The sequence below is a fragment of the Nocardioides sp. S-1144 genome (assembly GCF_005954645.2).
Lineage (GTDB): Bacteria > Actinomycetota > Actinomycetes > Propionibacteriales > Nocardioidaceae > Nocardioides > Nocardioides dongxiaopingii.
The window spans coordinates 1,945,491-1,963,157 of the sequence record NZ_CP040695.2 but is presented as its reverse complement, the minus strand read 5'-3'; the positions used below and the strand labels follow the sequence as shown (position 1 = coordinate 1,963,157).

At 73.4% G+C, this 17,667-nt stretch carries 17 protein-coding genes and 1 tRNA gene; 4 read left to right on the top strand and 14 right to left on the bottom strand.

Annotated elements, in window-relative coordinates; translation table 11 throughout:
- Together FE634_RS09220 and FE634_RS09215 are read left to right on the top strand one after the other, a co-directional pair.
- A complete protein-coding gene (locus FE634_RS09220; protein ID WP_138875709.1) occupies nt 1-1,563 on the top strand; it encodes an acyl-CoA synthetase in 1,563 nt (520 codons plus the stop codon).
- A complete protein-coding gene (locus FE634_RS09215; protein ID WP_137292037.1) occupies nt 1,556-2,329 on the top strand; it encodes an SDR family NAD(P)-dependent oxidoreductase in 774 nt (257 codons plus the stop codon). Before FE634_RS09220 ends, FE634_RS09215 begins: the two co-directional genes overlap by 8 nt.
- A 36-nt stretch (nt 2,330-2,365) precedes the next feature.
- On the opposite strand, the gene FE634_RS09210 is transcribed toward FE634_RS09215, so the two are convergent.
- The 4 genes from FE634_RS09210 to FE634_RS09195 all read right to left on the bottom strand — a co-directional run bounded on the left by FE634_RS09210 (nt 2,366) and on the right by FE634_RS09195 (nt 9,224).
- Nucleotides 2,366-3,814: a short-chain fatty acid transporter gene (locus FE634_RS09210; RefSeq protein WP_138875708.1), complete on the bottom strand. Its 1,449-nt coding sequence runs from the start codon at nt 3,812-3,814 to the stop codon at nt 2,366-2,368.
- Between the two features lie 162 nt (nt 3,815-3,976).
- Complete coding sequence (locus tag FE634_RS09205) at nt 3,977-6,043, bottom strand: PhoX family protein (protein ID WP_138875707.1); 2,067 nt, start codon at nt 6,041-6,043, stop codon at nt 3,977-3,979.
- Between the two features lie 125 nt (nt 6,044-6,168).
- Nucleotides 6,169-8,235: a PhoX family protein gene (locus tag FE634_RS09200; protein WP_138875706.1), complete on the bottom strand. Its 2,067-nt coding sequence runs from the start codon at nt 8,233-8,235 to the stop codon at nt 6,169-6,171.
- Entirely contained in the window at nt 8,232-9,224 is a 993-nt protein-coding gene (locus tag FE634_RS09195) for an AraC family transcriptional regulator ligand-binding domain-containing protein (protein ID WP_138875705.1), read from the bottom strand. Before FE634_RS09195 ends, FE634_RS09200 begins: the two co-directional genes overlap by 4 nt.
- Before the next feature lie 70 nt (nt 9,225-9,294).
- Between FE634_RS09195 and FE634_RS09190 the strand changes: the two genes are divergently transcribed.
- Nucleotides 9,295-10,800 (top strand): flavin-containing monooxygenase, encoded by a 1,506-nt coding sequence (locus FE634_RS09190; protein WP_137292042.1) that lies wholly within the window; start codon nt 9,295-9,297, stop codon nt 10,798-10,800.
- Nucleotides 10,801-10,857: 57 nt separating this feature from the next.
- Here the strand turns inward: FE634_RS09190 and FE634_RS09185 are convergent.
- The 8 genes from FE634_RS09185 to FE634_RS09155 form a co-directional block, all read right to left on the bottom strand.
- A tRNA-Ala gene (locus tag FE634_RS09185) sits at nt 10,858-10,930 on the bottom strand.
- A 90-nt stretch (nt 10,931-11,020) separates the two neighbouring features.
- Complete coding sequence (locus FE634_RS09180; protein ID WP_170981412.1) at nt 11,021-11,695, bottom strand: histidine phosphatase family protein; 675 nt, start codon at nt 11,693-11,695, stop codon at nt 11,021-11,023.
- A complete protein-coding gene (gene rsfS / locus FE634_RS09175; protein ID WP_137292044.1) occupies nt 11,692-12,069 on the bottom strand; it encodes a ribosome silencing factor in 378 nt (125 codons plus the stop codon). The genes FE634_RS09180 and rsfS overlap by 4 nt, the downstream gene beginning before the upstream one ends.
- Nucleotides 12,066-12,656 (bottom strand): nicotinate-nucleotide adenylyltransferase, encoded by a 591-nt coding sequence (gene nadD / locus FE634_RS09170; RefSeq protein ID WP_246060511.1) that lies wholly within the window; start codon nt 12,654-12,656, stop codon nt 12,066-12,068. The genes rsfS and nadD overlap by 4 nt, the downstream gene beginning before the upstream one ends.
- Nucleotides 12,657-12,697: 41 nt before the next feature.
- Nucleotides 12,698-12,865, bottom strand: coding sequence for a hypothetical protein (locus tag FE634_RS21000; protein ID WP_167736510.1), 168 nt, complete (start codon nt 12,863-12,865; stop codon nt 12,698-12,700).
- Nucleotides 12,866-12,899: 34 nt separating this feature from the next.
- Nucleotides 12,900-13,364, bottom strand: a complete 465-nt coding sequence (locus FE634_RS09165; RefSeq protein WP_138875704.1) for a VTT domain-containing protein — start codon at nt 13,362-13,364, stop codon at nt 12,900-12,902.
- 6 nt (nt 13,365-13,370) lie between these two features.
- Nucleotides 13,371-13,991, bottom strand: a complete 621-nt coding sequence (locus tag FE634_RS09160; protein WP_138875703.1) for a CDP-alcohol phosphatidyltransferase family protein — start codon at nt 13,989-13,991, stop codon at nt 13,371-13,373.
- Between the two features lie 30 nt (nt 13,992-14,021).
- Nucleotides 14,022-15,281: a glutamate-5-semialdehyde dehydrogenase gene (locus FE634_RS09155; protein ID WP_138877114.1), complete on the bottom strand. Its 1,260-nt coding sequence runs from the start codon at nt 15,279-15,281 to the stop codon at nt 14,022-14,024.
- A gap of 108 nt (nt 15,282-15,389) precedes the next feature.
- On the opposite strand from FE634_RS09155, the gene FE634_RS09150 reads away from it, so the two are divergent.
- Nucleotides 15,390-15,878, top strand: a complete 489-nt coding sequence (locus FE634_RS09150; RefSeq protein WP_137292049.1) for a hypothetical protein — start codon at nt 15,390-15,392, stop codon at nt 15,876-15,878.
- Here the strand turns inward: FE634_RS09150 and FE634_RS09145 are convergent.
- Together FE634_RS09145 and FE634_RS09140 are read right to left on the bottom strand one after the other, a co-directional pair.
- On the bottom strand, nt 15,875-16,828 hold the full coding sequence (locus FE634_RS09145) for an electron transfer flavoprotein subunit alpha/FixB family protein (RefSeq protein ID WP_137292050.1): 954 nt from the start codon (nt 16,826-16,828) through the stop codon (nt 15,875-15,877). The genes FE634_RS09150 and FE634_RS09145 overlap by 4 nt on opposite strands.
- Nucleotides 16,829-16,861: 33 nt before the next feature.
- Nucleotides 16,862-17,653, bottom strand: a complete 792-nt coding sequence (locus FE634_RS09140) for an electron transfer flavoprotein subunit beta/FixA family protein (protein WP_246060489.1) — start codon at nt 17,651-17,653, stop codon at nt 16,862-16,864.
- Between the last annotated feature and the right edge of the window lie 14 nt (nt 17,654-17,667).

The window sequence follows — 17,667 nt, the reverse complement described above, 5'->3', positions numbered from 1 at the left end:
GTGCGACTGGCCGACTACCTCGACAAGGGGGCGTCGCTGGGACCCGACGCCCCCTGCCTGACCACCGACGCCGGCACCCGCTCCTACGCCGAGGTGCAGGAGCTGAGCCGGCGCGTCGCCCGCGGCCTGGTGGCCCGGGGGGTCGCGCCCGGCGACGCGGTGGCGATCATCTCCGCCAACGACCCGGTCGCCTTCACCACCGTGTTCGGCATCAGCCGCGTCGGCGCGGTCTGGTGCCCGATCAACCCCCGCAACGAGGCCTCGGAGAACCGCGAGCTGCTCGAGCTCTTCGGGTGCACCACGCTCGTCTTCCAGGCCTCGTACGCCGACCTGGTCGACGAGGTCCGCGGCGACCTGCCCGCGCTGACGACGCTCGTCTGCCTCGACGCCGGCCCCGACGACGCTCCCGCCTGGGCGCTGTCCTGGACCGACTTCCTCGACCGCGGCGACGGGGTCGGGGTGGCGGCTCCCCCGGCCCCGACGGAGGGCGACGACGTCGCGATGATCGTCGGCACCGGGGGCACCACGGGCCGGCCCAAGGGGGTGCTGCTCACCCACCGCAACCTCGAGACGATGACGGCCATCACGCTGATGAGCTACCCGTTCGAGGGGCGCCCGGTCTACCTGGCGCTCGCGCCGCTGACGCACGCGGCCGGCGTCCTGTGCTTCCCGGTGCTGGCCCTCGGCGGCGAGGTCGTGGTGATGCGTGCCCCCGACGTCGGCGGCTTCCTCGCGCACGTCGAGCGCCACCGGGTCACCCACACGTTCCTGCCGCCGACGCTCGTCTACATGGTGCTGGCCCACGAGCGGCTCGACGCCACCGACCTCTCGAGCCTGCAGTGCCTCTGGTACGGCGCCGCGCCGATGTCCGCGGCCCGTCTCGAGGAGGCCCTGACCCGCATCGGCCCGGTGATGGCGCAGCTCTTCGGCCAGACCGAGGCACCGATGATGATCGCGACGCTCCCGCCCCGCGAGCACTTCCGCCCCGACGGGAGCATCGCCCGAGAACGGCTGTCATCAGCGGGGCGTCCAGCACCGCTGGTGACGGTCTCCATCATGGCCGACGACGGCACCCTGCTGCCGCCCGGCGACACCGGCGAGATCGTCGTGCGGGGCTCGCTGGTGATGGCCGGCTACCACCGCGACCCGGTGGCCACCGCCGAGGCCTCGGCGCACGGTTGGCACCACACCGGCGACATCGGCCGCCTCGACGAGGACGGCTACCTCTTCATCGTCGACCGGGCCAAGGACATGGTCATCACCGGCGGGTTCAACGTCTACTCGACCGAGGTCGAGCAGGCGCTGATGGCTCACCCCGACGTGCAGGACTGCGCCGTGGTCGGCCTGCCCGACGAGAAGTGGGGCGAACGGGTGGTCGCCGTCGTGCAACCGCGGGCCGGGACGCGGCCCGACCCGGCCGAGGTCACGGCGTTCGTCCGGGCCCGGATCGGCGGCGTCAAGGCGCCCAAGCAGGTGGAGCTCTGGACCGACCTGCCGCGCTCGAAGGTCGGGAAGGTCCTCAAGACCGACATCAAGCAGCGGCTAGTTTTCGGGCATGACTGAGACCCGTCCCGTCCCCGACCTCTTCCGACTCGACGGCAAGGTCGCCGTCGTCACCGGCGCCTCCAGCGGCCTCGGCGTCGCCTTCGCCCGCGGGCTCGCCGAGGCCGGCGCCGACGTGGCCCTCGGCGCGCGGCGCGTCGACCGGCTCGCCGAGACCGCCGCGCTGGTCGAGGCCACCGGACGTCGTGCCCTCACCGTCGCGACCGACGTCGCCGACCCGGAGTCCTGCACGAACCTCGTGGCCCTGGCGATGGAGGAGTTCGGCCGCGTCGACGTCCTGGTCAACAACGCCGGCATCGGTACCGCCGTCCCGGCGACCCGGGAGACGCCCGAGCAGTTCCGCCAGGTCATCGACGTGAACCTCAACGGCTGCTACTGGATGGCCCAGGCCTGCGGCCGGGTGATGCAGGACGGCTCGAGCATCATCAACATCTCCTCGGTGCTGGGCCTGACCACGGCCGGGCTCCCGCAGGCGGCGTACGCGTCGTCCAAGGCGGGGCTGATCGGGCTGACCCGCGACCTGGCGCAGCAGTGGACCGGGCGCAAGGGCATCCGGGTCAACGCGATCGCGCCCGGGTTCTTCCTCTCCGAGATGACCGACCAGTACCCCGACGGCTACCTCGAGTCGCAGCTGGCGCGGGTCCCCCGCGGCCGCAAGGGTGACCCGGCCGAGCTCGCGGCGACGGTCGTCTTCCTCGCCTCCGACGCCGCCGGCTACATCACGGGCCAGACCCTCGCGGTCGACGGCGGCCTGACCATCGCCTGACCGCCGCCCGACCGCCGCCCGACCGTCGCCTGACTGCTAGGGCATCACCGGTGGCTCGAAGCTGAAGGTCCGCCCGAGTGCCCAGAGCAGGACCAGCACCACCGGCAGGTGGAAGAGGAACTGCAGGAACGTGAACCCGACCAGGTGCCGCGCGCGCAGCCCGAGCACGGCCAGCAGCGGCAGCATGAAGAACGGGTTGACCAGGTTGGGCAGGGCCTCGGCGGCGTTGTAGATCTGCACCGTCCAACCGAGGTTCATCTCGACGTCGGTCGCCGACTGCATGACGTAGGGCGCCTCGACCAGCCACTTGCCGCCGCCGGAGGGCACGAGCAGCCCGAGCAGGGCGGTGTAGAGGGCGATCACGATCGCGAAGGCGCCGCCACCGCCGATGTCGGTGAAGAGCTCGGCGAGGTGGCCCGACACGGTCTCGCCGCCGCGCCCCTCGGCGCGGGTGAGCACGGCGGCCATGGCGGCGTACAGCGGGAACTGCACGAGCACCCCGGCGGTGGCGGGCACCGCCTTGCTGACCGCCGAGAGGAATTTTCGCGGCGTGCCGTGCAGCACCAGGCCGAGCACCAGGAAGACCATCAGGTAGCCGTTGAGGTTGCTGACGACGGTCAGCACCGGCAGCTCGACGAACTGCACGACCAGCCAGCCCAGGGTCAGCACGCCGACGATCGCGGGCAGGACCGGGGAGTACTCCAGCCACTCCCCCGGGTGCTGGCGCTCCGGCACGGTGCCGGCGTCGTCGGTGAGGTCGACGCCCATGTCCTCGGCGGTCCTGACGGCCGTGCCCTGCGGGGCCGAGGCCCAGGCGATCGCGACCGACAGCGCGATCAGCACCGCCGCCATCACCAGCGACTGCCAGGTGAGGATCGTGGCGCCGAAGTCGAGGACGCCGGTGATCTCGAGCAGCTCGGGCGGCAGGCTCTCCGGCGTCGCCTGGAGCTGGGCCGCGGACGACGACAGCCCGAGGGCCCAGACCGCGCCGAGGCCGAGGTAGGCCGCCGCGCCCAGCGCGCGGTAGTCGCAGCGCAGGTCGCCGCGACGGGCGATGGCCCGGGCGAGCAGGCCGCTGAAGACCAGGCTGAGTCCCCAGTTCAGCAACGAGACGGTGCACGACAGCAGGGCCACCCACGCGACCGCGCCGCGGGGCGTGGAGGGCAGCCGGGCCGCACGCTCGATGATCCGCGCGACCGGGGCGGACGTCGCGACGACGTACCCGGTGAGCACGACCATCGCCATCTGCAGCGTGAACGCCGCGAGGTCCCAGAAGCCGTCGCCGAACGTGGTCGCGACCGTGCGCGGGCTCGACCCGTTGGCCATCGCGGCGACGGCGACGAGCACGACGCCGGCCAGGGCGAAGACGTAGGCGTCGGGGAACCACCGCTCGGTCCAGCCCGCCGTGCGCTGGGCGAAGCGGGCCAGCCCCCGTTCGCGCTGCTCGTCCGGCGCCGACCCCGGCGCGGGTGCTGTCGTCGACATGGGGGTCCTCCGAGGTTCGACCGGTCAGGGCGTCTGCGCCGATCAGGCTAACGATCGTCCGGGCCCTGTCCAGGACGTGACCGCCGGAGGCCGCCGGAGCGCCACGAGCCCGCCGACCCGTCAGTGATCACTGACGGGTCGGCGGGCTCGGCGGGGTCGGGCTCAGCGGTCGCGGTAGGCCACGCACACCGACGGGCGGGGGAAGTCGTCGGTGTGCGGCCAGGTGCTCGCCTGCTCCTCGAACGTCGCCCCGGTGATCTCGCCGGGGTGCTGGACGGCGAAGAAGAGGGACCGGTCGCCGTCGGTGACCAGCGGCCCGCAGGCCTCCGCACCGGCGGGCACGGTGAGGAACTGCACCACCCGGCCCCGCTCGGGACCCGACGTCGGCACGCGGAAGATGCCGTCGTTGGAGCCCAGGACGTTGCCGTCGGTGGAGATCCACAGGTTGCCCCGGCTGTCGAAGCTGAGGTTGTCGGGGCAGCTGATCGGGCTGACCTTGCTCTTGTCGAAGCCGCCGAACCAGGTCTCGGCCGCCGCCGGGTCGCCGCACACCAGCATCAGGTCCCAGCTGAACGCGCGGCCGGTGTGCCGGTCGCCGTCCTCGGTCAGCTCCAGCACGTAGCCGTTGCGGTTGCCGGACGCCGCCGTCAGCGGCTCCCCCAGCGCCGAGCGGACCATGGACGTCGCCAACGGGTTGGCCTCGTCGACCGGCATCGCCTCGGTGCCGCGGTTGGAGTTGTTGGTCAGGGCGGCGTAGATCTTCTTGTTCACCGGGTTCGGCTCGACGTCCTCGGGACGGTCCATCTTCGTCGGGCCGACCTTGTCGGACGCCAGCCGCGTGAACAGCAGGACGTCGGCGACCGACATCCCGGGCACGTAGGAGGTGTTCTCGTCGCACAGCGGGATCCACCGACCGGTGCCGTCGTGCTGGCCGTCCGCGCTGCCGTCGCCGGAGAGCCGGGCGACGTAGAGGGTCCCGGCCGTCAGCAGCCCGAGGTTGTGACGTCGCGCCGCGCGGGTCCCGCTCGGGTCCATCTTCTCCCGCGAGACGAACTTGTAGAGGTAGTCGCCACGCTCGTCGTCGCCCATGTAGGCCACGGCCCGACCGTTCTTGGCGATGATGATGTTGGCGCCCTCGTGCTTGAACCGGCCGAGCATCGTGTGCTTGCGCGGCACCGACGAGGCGTTGCTCGGGTCGACCTCGACGACCCAGCCGAAGCGGTGCGGCTCGTGCGGCTCCTGGCTCAGGTCGAAGCGGGGCTCGACGGTGCCCCAGCCCTTGCCGGCCCCGGTGATGCCGTACCGGGCGTACTCGGCGGCGTACTCGGCGGGCACGCCGGCGCCGGCGTCGAAGTACTGGTTGAAGTTCTCCTCGCCCGAGAGCACCGTGCCCCACGGCGTCATCCCGCCGGCACAGTTGTTGAGGGTGCCGCGCACCGTGGTGCCGCGCGGGTCGGCCTTGGTGCGCAGCCGGGGGTCGCCGACGGCCGGTCCGGTCAGCCGGAAGCGGGTGTCGAGGTGGAGGCGCCGGTTCTCGGGGCAGCGGCTGAGCACCTTGACCTGCTTCCACGACCCCGGGGTGCGGCCCTGGCGGACCCGCACCACCGACATGCCGTGGTTGTACATCGCCAGGCGCTTGACCTCGTCGGCGGTGTAGACGCCGGTCGGGAACATCAGGTTCTCGTTGGTGTACTCGTGGTTGACCACCAGCAGCGCCTCGTCGGTGCGCCCGGCGAGCGGCACCAGCCCGACGTAGTCGCAGTTGTAGCCGAACTGCGTCTTGGCCGCCTCGACCGTCTGGCGGTAGGCGTCGAACGTCGGCGCCCCGGCCACGACCTTGTCGCCCCACCGCACCACGACCGAGCTGGTGAAGCCGGTCGCCGTCACGACGGCGTGGCGCTTGTTGGGCCGCACCGGCCGGAACCAGGACCTCGTGAGGTCGCGGCTCTGCGCGCGCGCCGGGGCGGCCGCGGCCTCGCCGGCGAGTGCACCGCCGGCGGCGAGCACGGTGCCCCCGAGCAGCGCGCTGCGCAGCACCCCCCGACGTCCCACGACCTTGGCGATCTCGTCCTGGACGTGGGCGTGCTCGCTCCGGTTCGGCTCGGGGTGGTCGCAGGCGCTGCCGCAGCGCAGCAGGCAGGTCATCGGGTCGCGCGAGGCGCGGGTGTGGGCGCCGACCGACGCGACGGGGGTGATCGGGAGGAAGCGGGTGCCGAGAGCGGGGGTCATGCGCGCGACGCTAGGCGCGGCGTCCGAGCAGCCCGTGACGCGCACGTGAACGGCACGGGGCGCGGCGGCGACCGGGTGGCGTCGGCCCCGCCCCTGCCCCGGTGCCGGCGCCGGGGCGGGGGCCGTCAGCGGTCCCGGTGGGCCACGCACACCGACGGGCGGGGGAAGTCGTCGGTGTGCGGCCAGGTGCTGGCGGGCTCCTCGAACGTCGCGCCGGTGACCTCGCCGGGGTGCTGCACGGCGAAGAAGAGCGAGCGGTCGCCGTCGGCGACGAGCGGGCCGCAGGCCTCGGCCCCGGGCGGCACGGTGAGGAACTGCGCGACCCGGCCGCGCTCGAGACCCGACGTCGGCACGCGGAAGATCCCGTCGTTGGAGCCGAGCGCGTTGCCGTCGGTGGAGACCCACAGGTTGCCGCTGCTGTCGAAGGCGACGTTGTCGGGGCAGCTGATCGGGCTGACCAGCCGCTTGTCGAAGCCGCCGAACCAGGTCTCGGCCGACGCCGGGTCGCCACACACCAGCATCAGGTTCCACCCGAAGGCGAGGCCGGTGTGGCGGCCCCGGTCCTCGACCAACTCGAGCACGTACCCGTGGCGGTTGCCGGCGGCCGGGGTGAGCGGGGCGCCGGGCTCGGCTCGCACCATCGAGGTGCCCCGCGGGTTCGCCTCGTCGACCGGGAACGTCGTGCCCCGCTCGGAGTTGTTGGTCAGCGCCGCGTAGATCCGGCCGTTGACCGGGTTGGGCTCGACGTCCTCGGGCCGGTCCATCCGGGTGGCGCCGACCCGGTCGGCGGCGAGCCGGGTGAAGAGCAGGACGTCGGCCACCGACATCCCCGCCACGAAGGAGCGCCGGTCCGAGGTCAGCGGGATCCAGCGACCGGTGCCGTCGTACCGGTCGTCGTCGAGCCCGTCGCCACGAAGCCGGGCGACGTGGAGGGTGCCGCTGCCGAGCAGGCCGAGGTTGTGCCGGCGGGCGGCCCGGGTGGGCCGGCGGTCGACCCGGTCCCGCGAGACGAACTTGTAGAGGTACTCGCCGCGCTCGTCGTCGCCCAGGTAGGCCACGGCCCGACCGTTCCTGGCGATGATGATGTTGGCGCCCTCGTGCTTGAACCGGCCGAGCATCGAGTGCTTGCGCGGCACCGACGAGGGGTTGCTCGGGTCGACCTCGACGACCCAGCCGAACCGGTGCGGCTCGTGCGGCTCCCGGCTCAGGTCGAAGCGCGGGTCGACCGAGCTCCAGCCCTTCCCCTCGCCGGTGATGCCGTAGCGGGCGTACTCCTCGGCGTACTCCTCCGGGACGCCGTCGCCGGCGTCGAAGTACTGGTTGATGTTCTCCTCCCCCGAGAGCACCGTGCCCCACGGCGTCGTGCCACCCGAGCAGTTGTTCAGCGTGCCCAGGATCGTGCGGCCGCGCGGGTCGGCGCTGGTCCGCACCCGGGGGTCGCCGGCGACCGGGCCGGTCAGCCGGAACTCGGTCTCCACGTTGATCCGGCGGTTCTCCGGCGCGCGGCGCAGCGGGGTGACCTGCTTCCAGGAGCCGGGCACCAGCCCCTGCCGCACCCGGACCACGGACATGCCGTGGTTGTACATGCTGAGGGCGCGCTTCTCGTCGTCGGTGTAGATCCCGGGCGGGAACATCAGCTCGTCGTTGGTGTACTCGTGGTTGACCACGAGGAGGGCCTCGTCGGTGCGCTCGCGCAGCGGGACGAGGCCGACGTAGTCGCAGTTGAACCCGAACTGCCGGCGCGCCGCCGCGACCGTCTGCCGGCGGGCGTCGAAGGCCGGGGCGCCCGGCAGCACGCGGTCGCCCCAGCGGATGACCACCGAGCTGGTGAACCCCGACGCCGTCACGACGGCGTCGCGCCGGTTGGGGCGCACCGGTCGGAACCAGGTGCGGGCGAGGCTGCCGCGGCGCACCCGGTCGGCCGTCGGCGCCGCCGCCGCGTCCTCGGTCGCCGCACCGGCCAGCACCAGCGTGGCGCCGCCGAGCAGCGCGCCCTGGAGCACCCGACGCCGGCCCAGCACCCGGGCGATCTCGTCCTGCAGGTGCGGGTTGCCGGAGCGGTTGGGCTCGGGCTGGTCACAGGCGTTGCCGCACTTGAACAGGCAGGTCATCGGGTCGCGCGAGGCCCGGGTGTGGGCGCCGACCGCGTCGGGCGGGAGCAGGGGCAGCTGACGGTTCCCGAGGATGGTCATCCTTCGATGGTAGGAAGATCCGGCGCCGTGTCCAGGGGTCCGCGGACCGGGTCGGGCGACCAGCGGGCCCGGGCGTGCAGGTACGCCGCCGGGCTCCCGTAGCCGAGGTGGGCCGCGAGGTCGACCAGCGGCAGCGTCGCCGGGCGGGCGGTCAGGGCCGCGGCGACCGAGGACCGGACCTCGTCGAGCAGCTCCCGGTAGCCGGTGCCGGCGGCGCCCAGCCGGCGGCGCAGGGTGCGCTCGGTCATCCCGAGCGCCGAGGCGACGTCGGCCATCGGGGCGCCGTCGCGCAGCCGCTGCGCGACCAGCACCCGGACGTCGGCGGCGAACCCGGTGCGCGCCCGGCGCCGGTCGACGACGTCGCGACACAGGGCCTCGGCGGCCAGCAGCCGCTCCGCGCTGCGCTCGGGCAGCGGCCGGGCGAGCTGGTCGGCACCGAACCGGACGACGGCCCGGTCACCGGCCACCTCCAGCCGGGCCCCGACCCCGCCCGGCACCAGGCTCTCGAGCACGAGGTGGACGGCGGTCGCGTCGCGCTCGAGCAGGAAGCGCCGGACGTCGTCGGGCAGCGTGGTGGCGTCGAGGGTGACGGCGACCTCGTCACCGCTCCCCCCAGGAACGACGGCCGCACCCGGGATCACGAAGGCAAAGCTCAGGTCGAAGAAGCGCAGCGCCGTCGTCATCGCGTCGAGCACGGTGCGGCTGGCCAGCATCGCGTAGCCGAAGGCCCCGAACGTCGAGGCGCGGTAGGTCCGCCCCACCTCGCGGCCGACGTCGCCGAGCTCGCGCCGCAGGGTGCGCACCACCCGCAGCTCCTGCGCGGCGGTGACCTCGCGGGTCGCGTCGTCGAGGTCGCCCGGCGCCAGGCCGGTGCCGACCAGGGCGGTGGTCGGGGCCACCCCGTGGCCGGCGGCGTACCGGACGAGCACCGCGGCGCCGACGACCGAGCGCGGGAAGGTCCAGTCGTCCGCGGCGGGTCCGGGCAGCATGTCCGGAATTATCAACCAGGGCGCGGCGCACCCCTGTCGTGACCCCGCGCCGGCTTCCTAGGGTCGCGGCATGACCGACACCACCAGCACGTCGTGGCCCCGCGTGGTCGTGATCGGCGCGGGCCTCGGCGGCCTCGGCGCCGCCCGGGCCCTGCTGCAGCGCGGCATCACCGACGTCACCGTGCTCGAGCGGGCCGACGACGTCGGCGGGGTCTGGCGCGACAACACCTACCCCGGCGCGGCGTGCGACGTGCCCTCGCCGCTCTACTCCTGGTCGTGGGCGCTGAACGACGCCTGGAGCCGCCGCTACTGCGAGCAGCCCGAGATCCTCGCCCACCTGCGCGCCGCCGCCGAGCGGGAGGGCCTGCTCGCGCTGGTCCGCACCGGGGTCGAGGTCCGCTCCTGCGTCCACGACGCCGAGCAGCGCACGTGGCGGGTCACCGCGGCCGACGGGACGACCTACGACGCCGACCTGGTCGTCTCCGCGGTCGGGCAGCTCTCCAACCCCGTCGTCCCCGCGGTCCCCGGCCTCGACACGTTTGCCGGGCCGGCCTTCCACTCGGCGCGGTGGCGCCACGACGTCGACCTGCGCGGGCGGCGGGTCGCGGTGATCGGCACCGGGGCCAGCGCGATCCAGCTCGTGCCGGGCATCGTCGACGTCGTCGGCTCGCTCACCGTCTTCCAGCGCTCGGCGCCCTACGTCGTCCCGAAGCCCGACGGGGAGTACCGACCCGTCCACCACCGCGCCTTCGCGCGCTGGCCGCGGCTGCTCACCGCCGAGCGCCGCGCGGTCCTCTGGCTGACCGAGCGGCTGAACGCGGCCCTCGGTGGCCAGGTCGCCTGGTCGCCGGCGCTGCTGCGCGCGATGCGGACGGTGTGGTGGCTGCACCTGCGCCGCCAGGTGCCGGACGCCGGGCTGCGCGCCCGCCTGGTGCCCGACCACGAGATCGGCTGCAAGCGGATCCTGTTCTCCAACGACTGGTACCGCGCGCTGGCCCGCGCGCACGTCGACGTCGTCACCGGGGACGACGGCGCCGTCGTCGGCGTCGAGCCGGACGGCGTCCGCACCGCCGACGGCGTCCTGCACGAGGTCGACGCGATCATCTGGGGCACCGGGTTCGCCGCCACCGGGTTCCTGGCCGGCATCGAGGTCACCGGCGCCGAGGGCCGCGACCTCCACGAGGTCTGGGCGGACGGCGCCCGGGCCCACCTCGGGCTGACGGTGCCCGGCTTCCCCGGCCTCTTCTGCATCTACGGCCCCAACACCAACCTCGGCGGCAGCTCCATCATCGCGATGATGGAGGCCCAGGCCGGCTACGTCGCCGAGGTCGCCGGCCGGCTCGCCTCCGAGGGCGCACCCGGCCGGAGCGTCGACGTCCGCCCCGAGGTCGCCGACGCCTACGACCGCGAGATGCAGACCCGCCTCGCCGCGACGCCCTGGGCGACGGGCTGCGCGAGCTGGTACGTCGACGGCGACCGGATCACGACGAACTGGCCCGGCACCGTGGCCGAGTACCAGCAGCGCACCGCCACCGTCGACTGGGACGACCTCGACCTCGTCGGCCCCGGTCGCTGAGCGGCACCGGCCGGGACGACGAGAGGCCGGTCCCGAAGGACCGGCCTCTCGCTCCGGTGGAGGTGAGGGGACTCGAACCCCTGACCCCCTGCATGCCATGCAGGTGCGCTACCAGCTGCGCCACACCCCCGAAGGACGCCGCCCGATCGTGTGACCGGGCAACGCGGAGTACTTTAGCCAACGCCTCCGGCGGATGCGAAATCGGGTCCGCCGAAGCGCGTCAGACCGTGCGGTTGTAGGCCTGGAGACGCAGCGCCGGCCCGCCCGGACCGGTGCCCTCCGACGTCTCCACCAGCTCGACGCGGCCGCAGTTGTCGACGCCACGCAGGGTGTGGGTCAGCGCGTCGGGCCAGCCGAGCAGGGCCACCGTGGCGACCCGGATGGCGGCGCCGTGGCTGACGGCCACGCCGGTCTGGCCGGGCCCGAGGGCGGCCAGCAGCTCGCCGAGCACCTCGACCATCCGCTCGCGGACCGCGGCGGTCGGCTCGGCCGCCGGGACGTGGTCGTAGTCGCCGCGCCGCAGGGCCTGGAACGCGACGGCGTCCCGGGCCTCGAACTCGGCGTGTGACCAGCCCTCGTACTCGCCGAAGTAGAACTCGCGCAGCCGCTTGTCGTAGGTGACCGGCAGGCCGGTGGCCGCGGCCAGCGGGGCGACGGTCTCGCGGGTGCGGGCCAGGTCGCTGCACCACACCAGGCTCGGCGCCAGGGCGGCCACGACGGGGCCGACGCGGGCGGCCTGGTCACGGCCGTGGTCGTCGAGGCTGACGTCGAGCTGGCCCTGCACGCGGCCCTCGTGGTTCCAGGCGGTCCGCCCGTGCCGCAGCAGCACCAGCGTGCGACCGCCGACCTGGTTGGTGGCGGGGTCGGTGCCCGGGTCTGCGGCCGGGGCGCTCACCGCTGCGAGGCGGTGACGTCGTCGGGGAGCTTGATGGCCGGGCAGTCGCGCCACAGCCGCTCGAGGGCGTAGAACTCCCGCTCCTCCTCGTGCTGCACGTGGACGACGATCTCGCCGTAGTCGATGAGCACCCAGCGGCCGTCGCGCTCGCCCTCGCGGCGGATCGGCTTGGCGCCGATCTCGCGCAGCTTGTCCTCGACGGCGTCGACGATGGCCTTGACCTGGCGGTCGTTGGTCGCCGAGGCCAGCACGAAGGCGTCGGTGATCGCGAGCTGCTCGCTGACGTCGAAGGCGATGATCTGCTGGGCGAGCTTGTCGCTGGCCGCGCGGGCGGCGGCGACGACGAGCTCGAGGGCGTGGTCGGTGGCGGTCATGCTGTGTCTCCCTGGGGCCTCGGGTAGAGGCCGTGCTTGGTGATGTACTGGACGACCCCGTCGGGCACGAGGTACCAGACGGGTCGGCCCTGGCGCTGCCGGTCGCGGCAGTCGGTGGAGCTGATGGCGAGCGCGGGCACCTCGAGGAGGGTGACCCGGTCCTGCGGGATGGCAGCCACGGTGCTCGCCTCGAGGTCGGCGCCCGGGCGGGTGCAGCCGACGAAGTGGGCGAGGTCGAAGAGGCGCTCGTGGTCGCGCCAGCTGAAGATGTCGGCCAGCGCGTCGGCGCCGGTGATGAAGAACAGGTCGGCGTCGGGGTGCTGCTCGCCGAGGTCGCGCAGCGTGTCGATCGTGTACGTCGGCCCGTCGCGGTCGATGTCGACCCGCGAGACCCGGAAGCGCGGGTTCGCCGCGGTGGCCACGACCGTCATCAGGTACCGGTGCTCGGCCGGGGAGACCTCGCGGTCGGACTTCTGCCACGGGCGACCGGTCGGCACGAAGACGACCTCGTCGAGGTCGAACCACGACTGCGCCTCGGACGCCGCGACCAGGTGGCCGTGGTGGATGGGGTCGAACGTGCCGCCCATCACGCCGACCCGCCGACGGGCCGGCACCGGGGCAGACATGCTCAGCTGTGCTCGCGTCCCCCGCCGAAGGCCATCAAGGCACCCAGCAGACCCAGCAGGATGGCCAGCGCGATCGCGCCCACCACGTAGGGGTGGACGGCGGGCTCGCCGTGCGCCTCGGTCTCGGCGGCCACGGAGGTGGCGAGGGCGGCGATGGTGCTCAGCGTCATGCGCCCACCCTATCGCCCGGCCCCCTCGAACCCGTCAGTGGAAGGCGAAGTCGGCGCCGAGGAAGAGCAGCGAGAAGCGGATGGAGCGGCCGACGAGGACCGTGGGGAGGAAGACCCACATCGGCATCTTGAGCAGGCCGGCGACGAACGACATCACCAGCAGCGGCGGCAGCCCGACCGACGCGGCCACGAACATCACCGCGCCGGCGTACACGGGCCGGCCCTCCATCCGGGCGGTCCACCGCTCGTAGCCGGCCTTGACCTTCGGCGCGGAGAGCTTCTTCTGCGCCCACGACGAGCTGATGCCCCGGCGAGCGACCTCGTACCAGACCACCTTGCCGATGGTCGCGCCCGCGCCGGCCGCGACCCCCAGGGCGATCGAGGCCGCCGTGCCGGGGTTGGCCGCGGCGCCGCCGATGATGAAGGCCTCGATCGGCAGGAACGGCAGCAGGGCCGAGGCGATGCTGAGCCCGAACATGCTGAGCAGGGCGAGGAACACGGCTCGCTACCGGGTCGCCTGCGGCTGCCGCTGCGGGACCGGGAGCCCCAGCTGCAGCAGCCACCGCAGCGACACGCACTTGAGGCCCAGCAGCGCGATCGCGATGACCAGGCCGAGCCACCACCAGCCGGTGACCAGGAGCAGCACGGCGAACAGCGAGGAGTTCACCGCCTTGGCCGGCTTCGACCAGTTCCAGGTGTAGATGCGCCGGTCGACCTCGTAGAAGTAGTTGGGGCTGCGGATCGGCCAGGCGAGGAAGGCCAGCGACAGGAAGAAGTCGACGACCAGGAACTCGAACAGGTAGACCGCCACCGGCAGCAGCATCTCGGGTTGCAGGGCGGCGAAGCCGAGGTAGAACGCGGCGCAGTTGAGCCGGTCGCAGAGCATGTCGACGACCGCGCCGATGCGCGTCTCGCAGTCGAACCACCGCGCCCAGGCGCCGTCGAGGCTGTCGCCGGCCCAGTAGACGCCCAGCCCGACGACGAGCCAGACCAGCTCCTCCTGCCACACCCCGACCAGGCACAGCGCGAGGGCCGCGACCGTGCGGACGAAGGTGATGATCGTGGCTCCGGTCCAGAGTCGCTCGTCCGCCGCGTCGGCGTGGGTGGAGCGGGTCCCGTCTGGCACGCCCGAACCCTATCCCCGACGGGGTCCGGGTCAGCGCACGTGGCCCTCGCCGGTGACGACGTACTTGGTGGAGGTCATCTCGGGCAGGCCCATCGGGCCGCGTGCGTGCAGCTTCTGGGTGCTGATCCCGATCTCGGCGCCGAAGCCGAACTCCCCGCCGTCGGTGAACCGGGTGCTGGCGTTGACCAGCACCGCGGCCGAGTCGACCGCCGCGACGAAGCGCCGGGCGGCGTCCTGGTCGCGGGTGAGGATGGCCTCGGTGTGGCCGCTGGAGAAGCGCCGGATGTGGGCGATGGCGCCGTCGACGTCGGCGACGACGGCCGCGGAGATGTCCATCGACAGGTACTCGCGGGCGTGGTCCTCGTCGGTGGCCGGCTCGACGCCGGGCAGCCGCGCGACCGTCTCGTCGCCGTGCACGACGACCCCGGCGTCCTGGAGCGCGGCGACGACGGTGGGCAGGAAGGTGTCGACGAGGTCGGCGTGCACCAGGAGCGACTCGGCGGAGTTGCAGACGCTCGTGCGGTGGGTCTTGGAGTTGAGCACGACCGCCAGCGCGCGGTCGAGGTCGGCGGCGGCGTCGACGTAGACGTGGCAGTTGCCGACGCCGGTCTCGATCACCGGCACCGTCGAGCCCTCCACGACGCTCCTGATCAGGCCGGCGCCGCCGCGCGGGACCAGGACGTCGACCAGCCCGCGGGCGCGCATCAGCGCGGTGACGGTCTCGCGGCTCCCGGCCGGCACCAGCTGGACGACGTCGGCCGGCAGGCCCGCGCCCGCGACGGCGTCCCGGAGCACGGCGAGGATCGCGGCGTTGGAGGAGGCCGCGCTCGAGGAGCCGCGCAGGAGGACGGCGTTGCCGGACTTCAGGCAGATCCCGGCGGCGTCGGCGGTGACGTTGGGGCGTGCCTCGTAGATCATCCCGACCACCCCGAACGGCACCCGCACCTGACGCAGCTCGAGCCCGTTGGCCAGGGTGCTGCCCCGCACCACCTCCCCGACCGGGTCGGGCAGCCCGGCCACGTCGCGCAGGCCCTGCGCCATCGCGACGAGCCGCTCGTCGGTGAGGCGGAGCCGGTCGACGACGTTCGGGGGCGTGCCGGCCGCCTCGGCGCGGGCCACGTCCTCGGCGTTGGCGGCCAGGAGCTCGTCGCCGCGGGCCAGGAGGGCCTCGGCCATCGCGTGCAGGGCGGCGTCCTTGGTCGCGCGGGTCGCCAGCGCGAGCTCGTGGGAGGCCTCCCGGGCCCGCTCGGCCAGGGCGCGGACGACGTCGGTCGGGTCGCCGGCGGGCACGACGTCGGTCCGGTCGCCAAGGTTCTGGAGGGTGCTCACCCGCGCCAGCCTAGTGAGCCCGGGAGCGCCCCGGGTGTGGACGGCCGCTCCCCGGGCAGCATCGAGGCCATGGCCCCACCCGCGCCGAACCCCCTCGTGCTCGCCCACCTCGCGCTGACCGCGCTGCTGCCCGTCGCGGGCCTGGTCGTCGTGCTCGAGAACCGCCTCACCGACGACGTGACCACGACCAGCGCGCTCGACCCCGGCCGGGTCCAGCTCGCCGCGACGTTCTTCTGGCTGGCCTCGGCCGCCCTGCTGGTCGCCGCCGTCGCGGGGGCCGTGCGGGGCTCGAGACGACCGCACGGGCTGGCGCTGGTCAGCGGCCTCACCGTGGTCTGCGCGCTGCTGGCCCGCGACCGGGTCGCGCGCCCCGGCACCGCCACCGTCGACCTGGTGGCGGTCTGGGTCGCGATCGGCACCTCGCTGCTGGTGCTCGTCGTCCTGGCCTTCCGGCACGGCCGGTCCGTGCCGGGGGGCCGCGACGACGGTGGACGCGACGACGCCCCGCCGACCGCGAGGTCGACGGGGCGTCGGTCGGGAACCGATCCGGGCGACTAGCCCTTCTTGGCCTCGATCTGCTCGGTGGCGGCCGGCAGGACCTGGTGCAGGTCGCCCACCACGCCGAAGTCGACGAGCTCGAAGATCGGGGCCTCGTCGTCCTTGTTGACCGCGACGATCGTCTTCGAGGTCTGCATGCCGGCGCGGTGCTGGATCGCACCGGAGATGCCGTTGGCGACGTAGAGCTGCGGCGAGACGACCTTGCCGGTCTGCCCGACCTGGAAGCTGTGCGGCATCCAGCCGGAGTCGACGGCGGCGCGCGAGGCGCCCACCGCGGCGCCGAGCGCGTCGGCCAGGCCCTCGATCGGGGCGAAGTCGCCGCCGGTGCCCCGGCCGCCGGAGACCACGATGGCGGCCTCGGTCAGCTCGGGCCGACCGGTCGCCTTGCGGGGCTGCGACGCGACGATCTGGGCCGTCTTGGCGGCGTCGGAGATCGTGGGGACGAACTCCTCGACCGTGCCGGCTCCGGCCGTCTCGTCGGGCGTGGCGGAGTTGGGCTTGACCGTGATGATCGGGGTGCCGCGGGTGACCTTCGCCTGCACGGTGAAGTTGCCGGCGAAGACCGACTGCGTGGTGGTGCCGTCGTCGGCGACGTCGACGGCGTCGGTGATGATGCCGGACTCGAGGCGGATCGCCAGGCGCCCGGCGATCTCCTTGCCCTCGTAGCCCGAGACCAGGAGGATCGCCGCCGGCGAGCTCTTCTCGGCGAGCTGCTGGAGCACCTCGACCTTGGGCACCACGAGGTAGCCCTTGACCTCGGTGTCGTCGACGACGTACACCTTCTCGGCGCCGAACGCCTTCAGCTTCTCGGTGGCACCGGCGGCCTTGTCGGCGCCGCCGATGAAGACCGCGGCGGGCTCGCCGAGCTTCTTGGCGAGCGCGAGCAGCTCGAGGGTGGGCTTGCGGACGGCTCCGTCGACGTGGTCGACGAGCACCAGGACCTCAGACATGTTGGTTCGCTCTCTTCCTGTACCCGGGCCGGCTCAGATGAACTTCTTGGACGCGAGGAACTCGGTGAGCGCCGAGGCGCCCGAGCCGTCCTCGTCCTTGACGATCTCGCCGGCGGTCCGCGGGGGCCGCTCGGTGGTGTCGGTGACCTCGCTCCAGGCGACCGACAGGCCGACCTGGTCGGCCTCGAGGCCGATGTCGGCGAGGCTGTAGGTCTCCAGCGGCTTCTTCTTGGCCGCCATGATCCCCTTGAACGAGGGGTAGCGGGCCTCGCCGGACTGGTCGGTCACCGAGAGCACCAGCGGCATCGTGCCGCCGATCACCTCGGTGGCGGTGTCGCCGTCGCGCTTGATGCGGACCTGGTCGCCCTGGGTCTCGATGACCGAGGCGAAGGTGACCTGCGGGAGACCGAGCCGCTCGGCGAGCATCGCCGGGACGACGGAGCCCGAGGCGTCGGTGGAGGCCATGCCGCACACGACGAGGTCGACCTTCCCGTCCTCGAGCGTGGCGCCGATCTTCTCCACGGCCTTGGCCAGCACGAGCGACGTCGCGGCGTAGTCGGACCCGGCGATCGCCTCGTCGCTGACGTGGACGCCCTGGTCGGCGCCCATCTGCAGGGCCTTGCGGACGGCGTCCAGCGCCTTCTCGGGGCCGACGCAGAGCGCGGTGACGGTGACGTCCTCGCCCTCGCGCTTCTCCTTCAGCTGCAGGGCCTGCTCGACGGCGTACTCGTCGAGCTCCGACAGCAGCCCGTCGACGCCGACCCGGTCCACGGTGTTGTCCGACTCGAACCGCCGGTCGGCGGTGGCGTCGGGCACGTACTTCACACAGACGACAATGT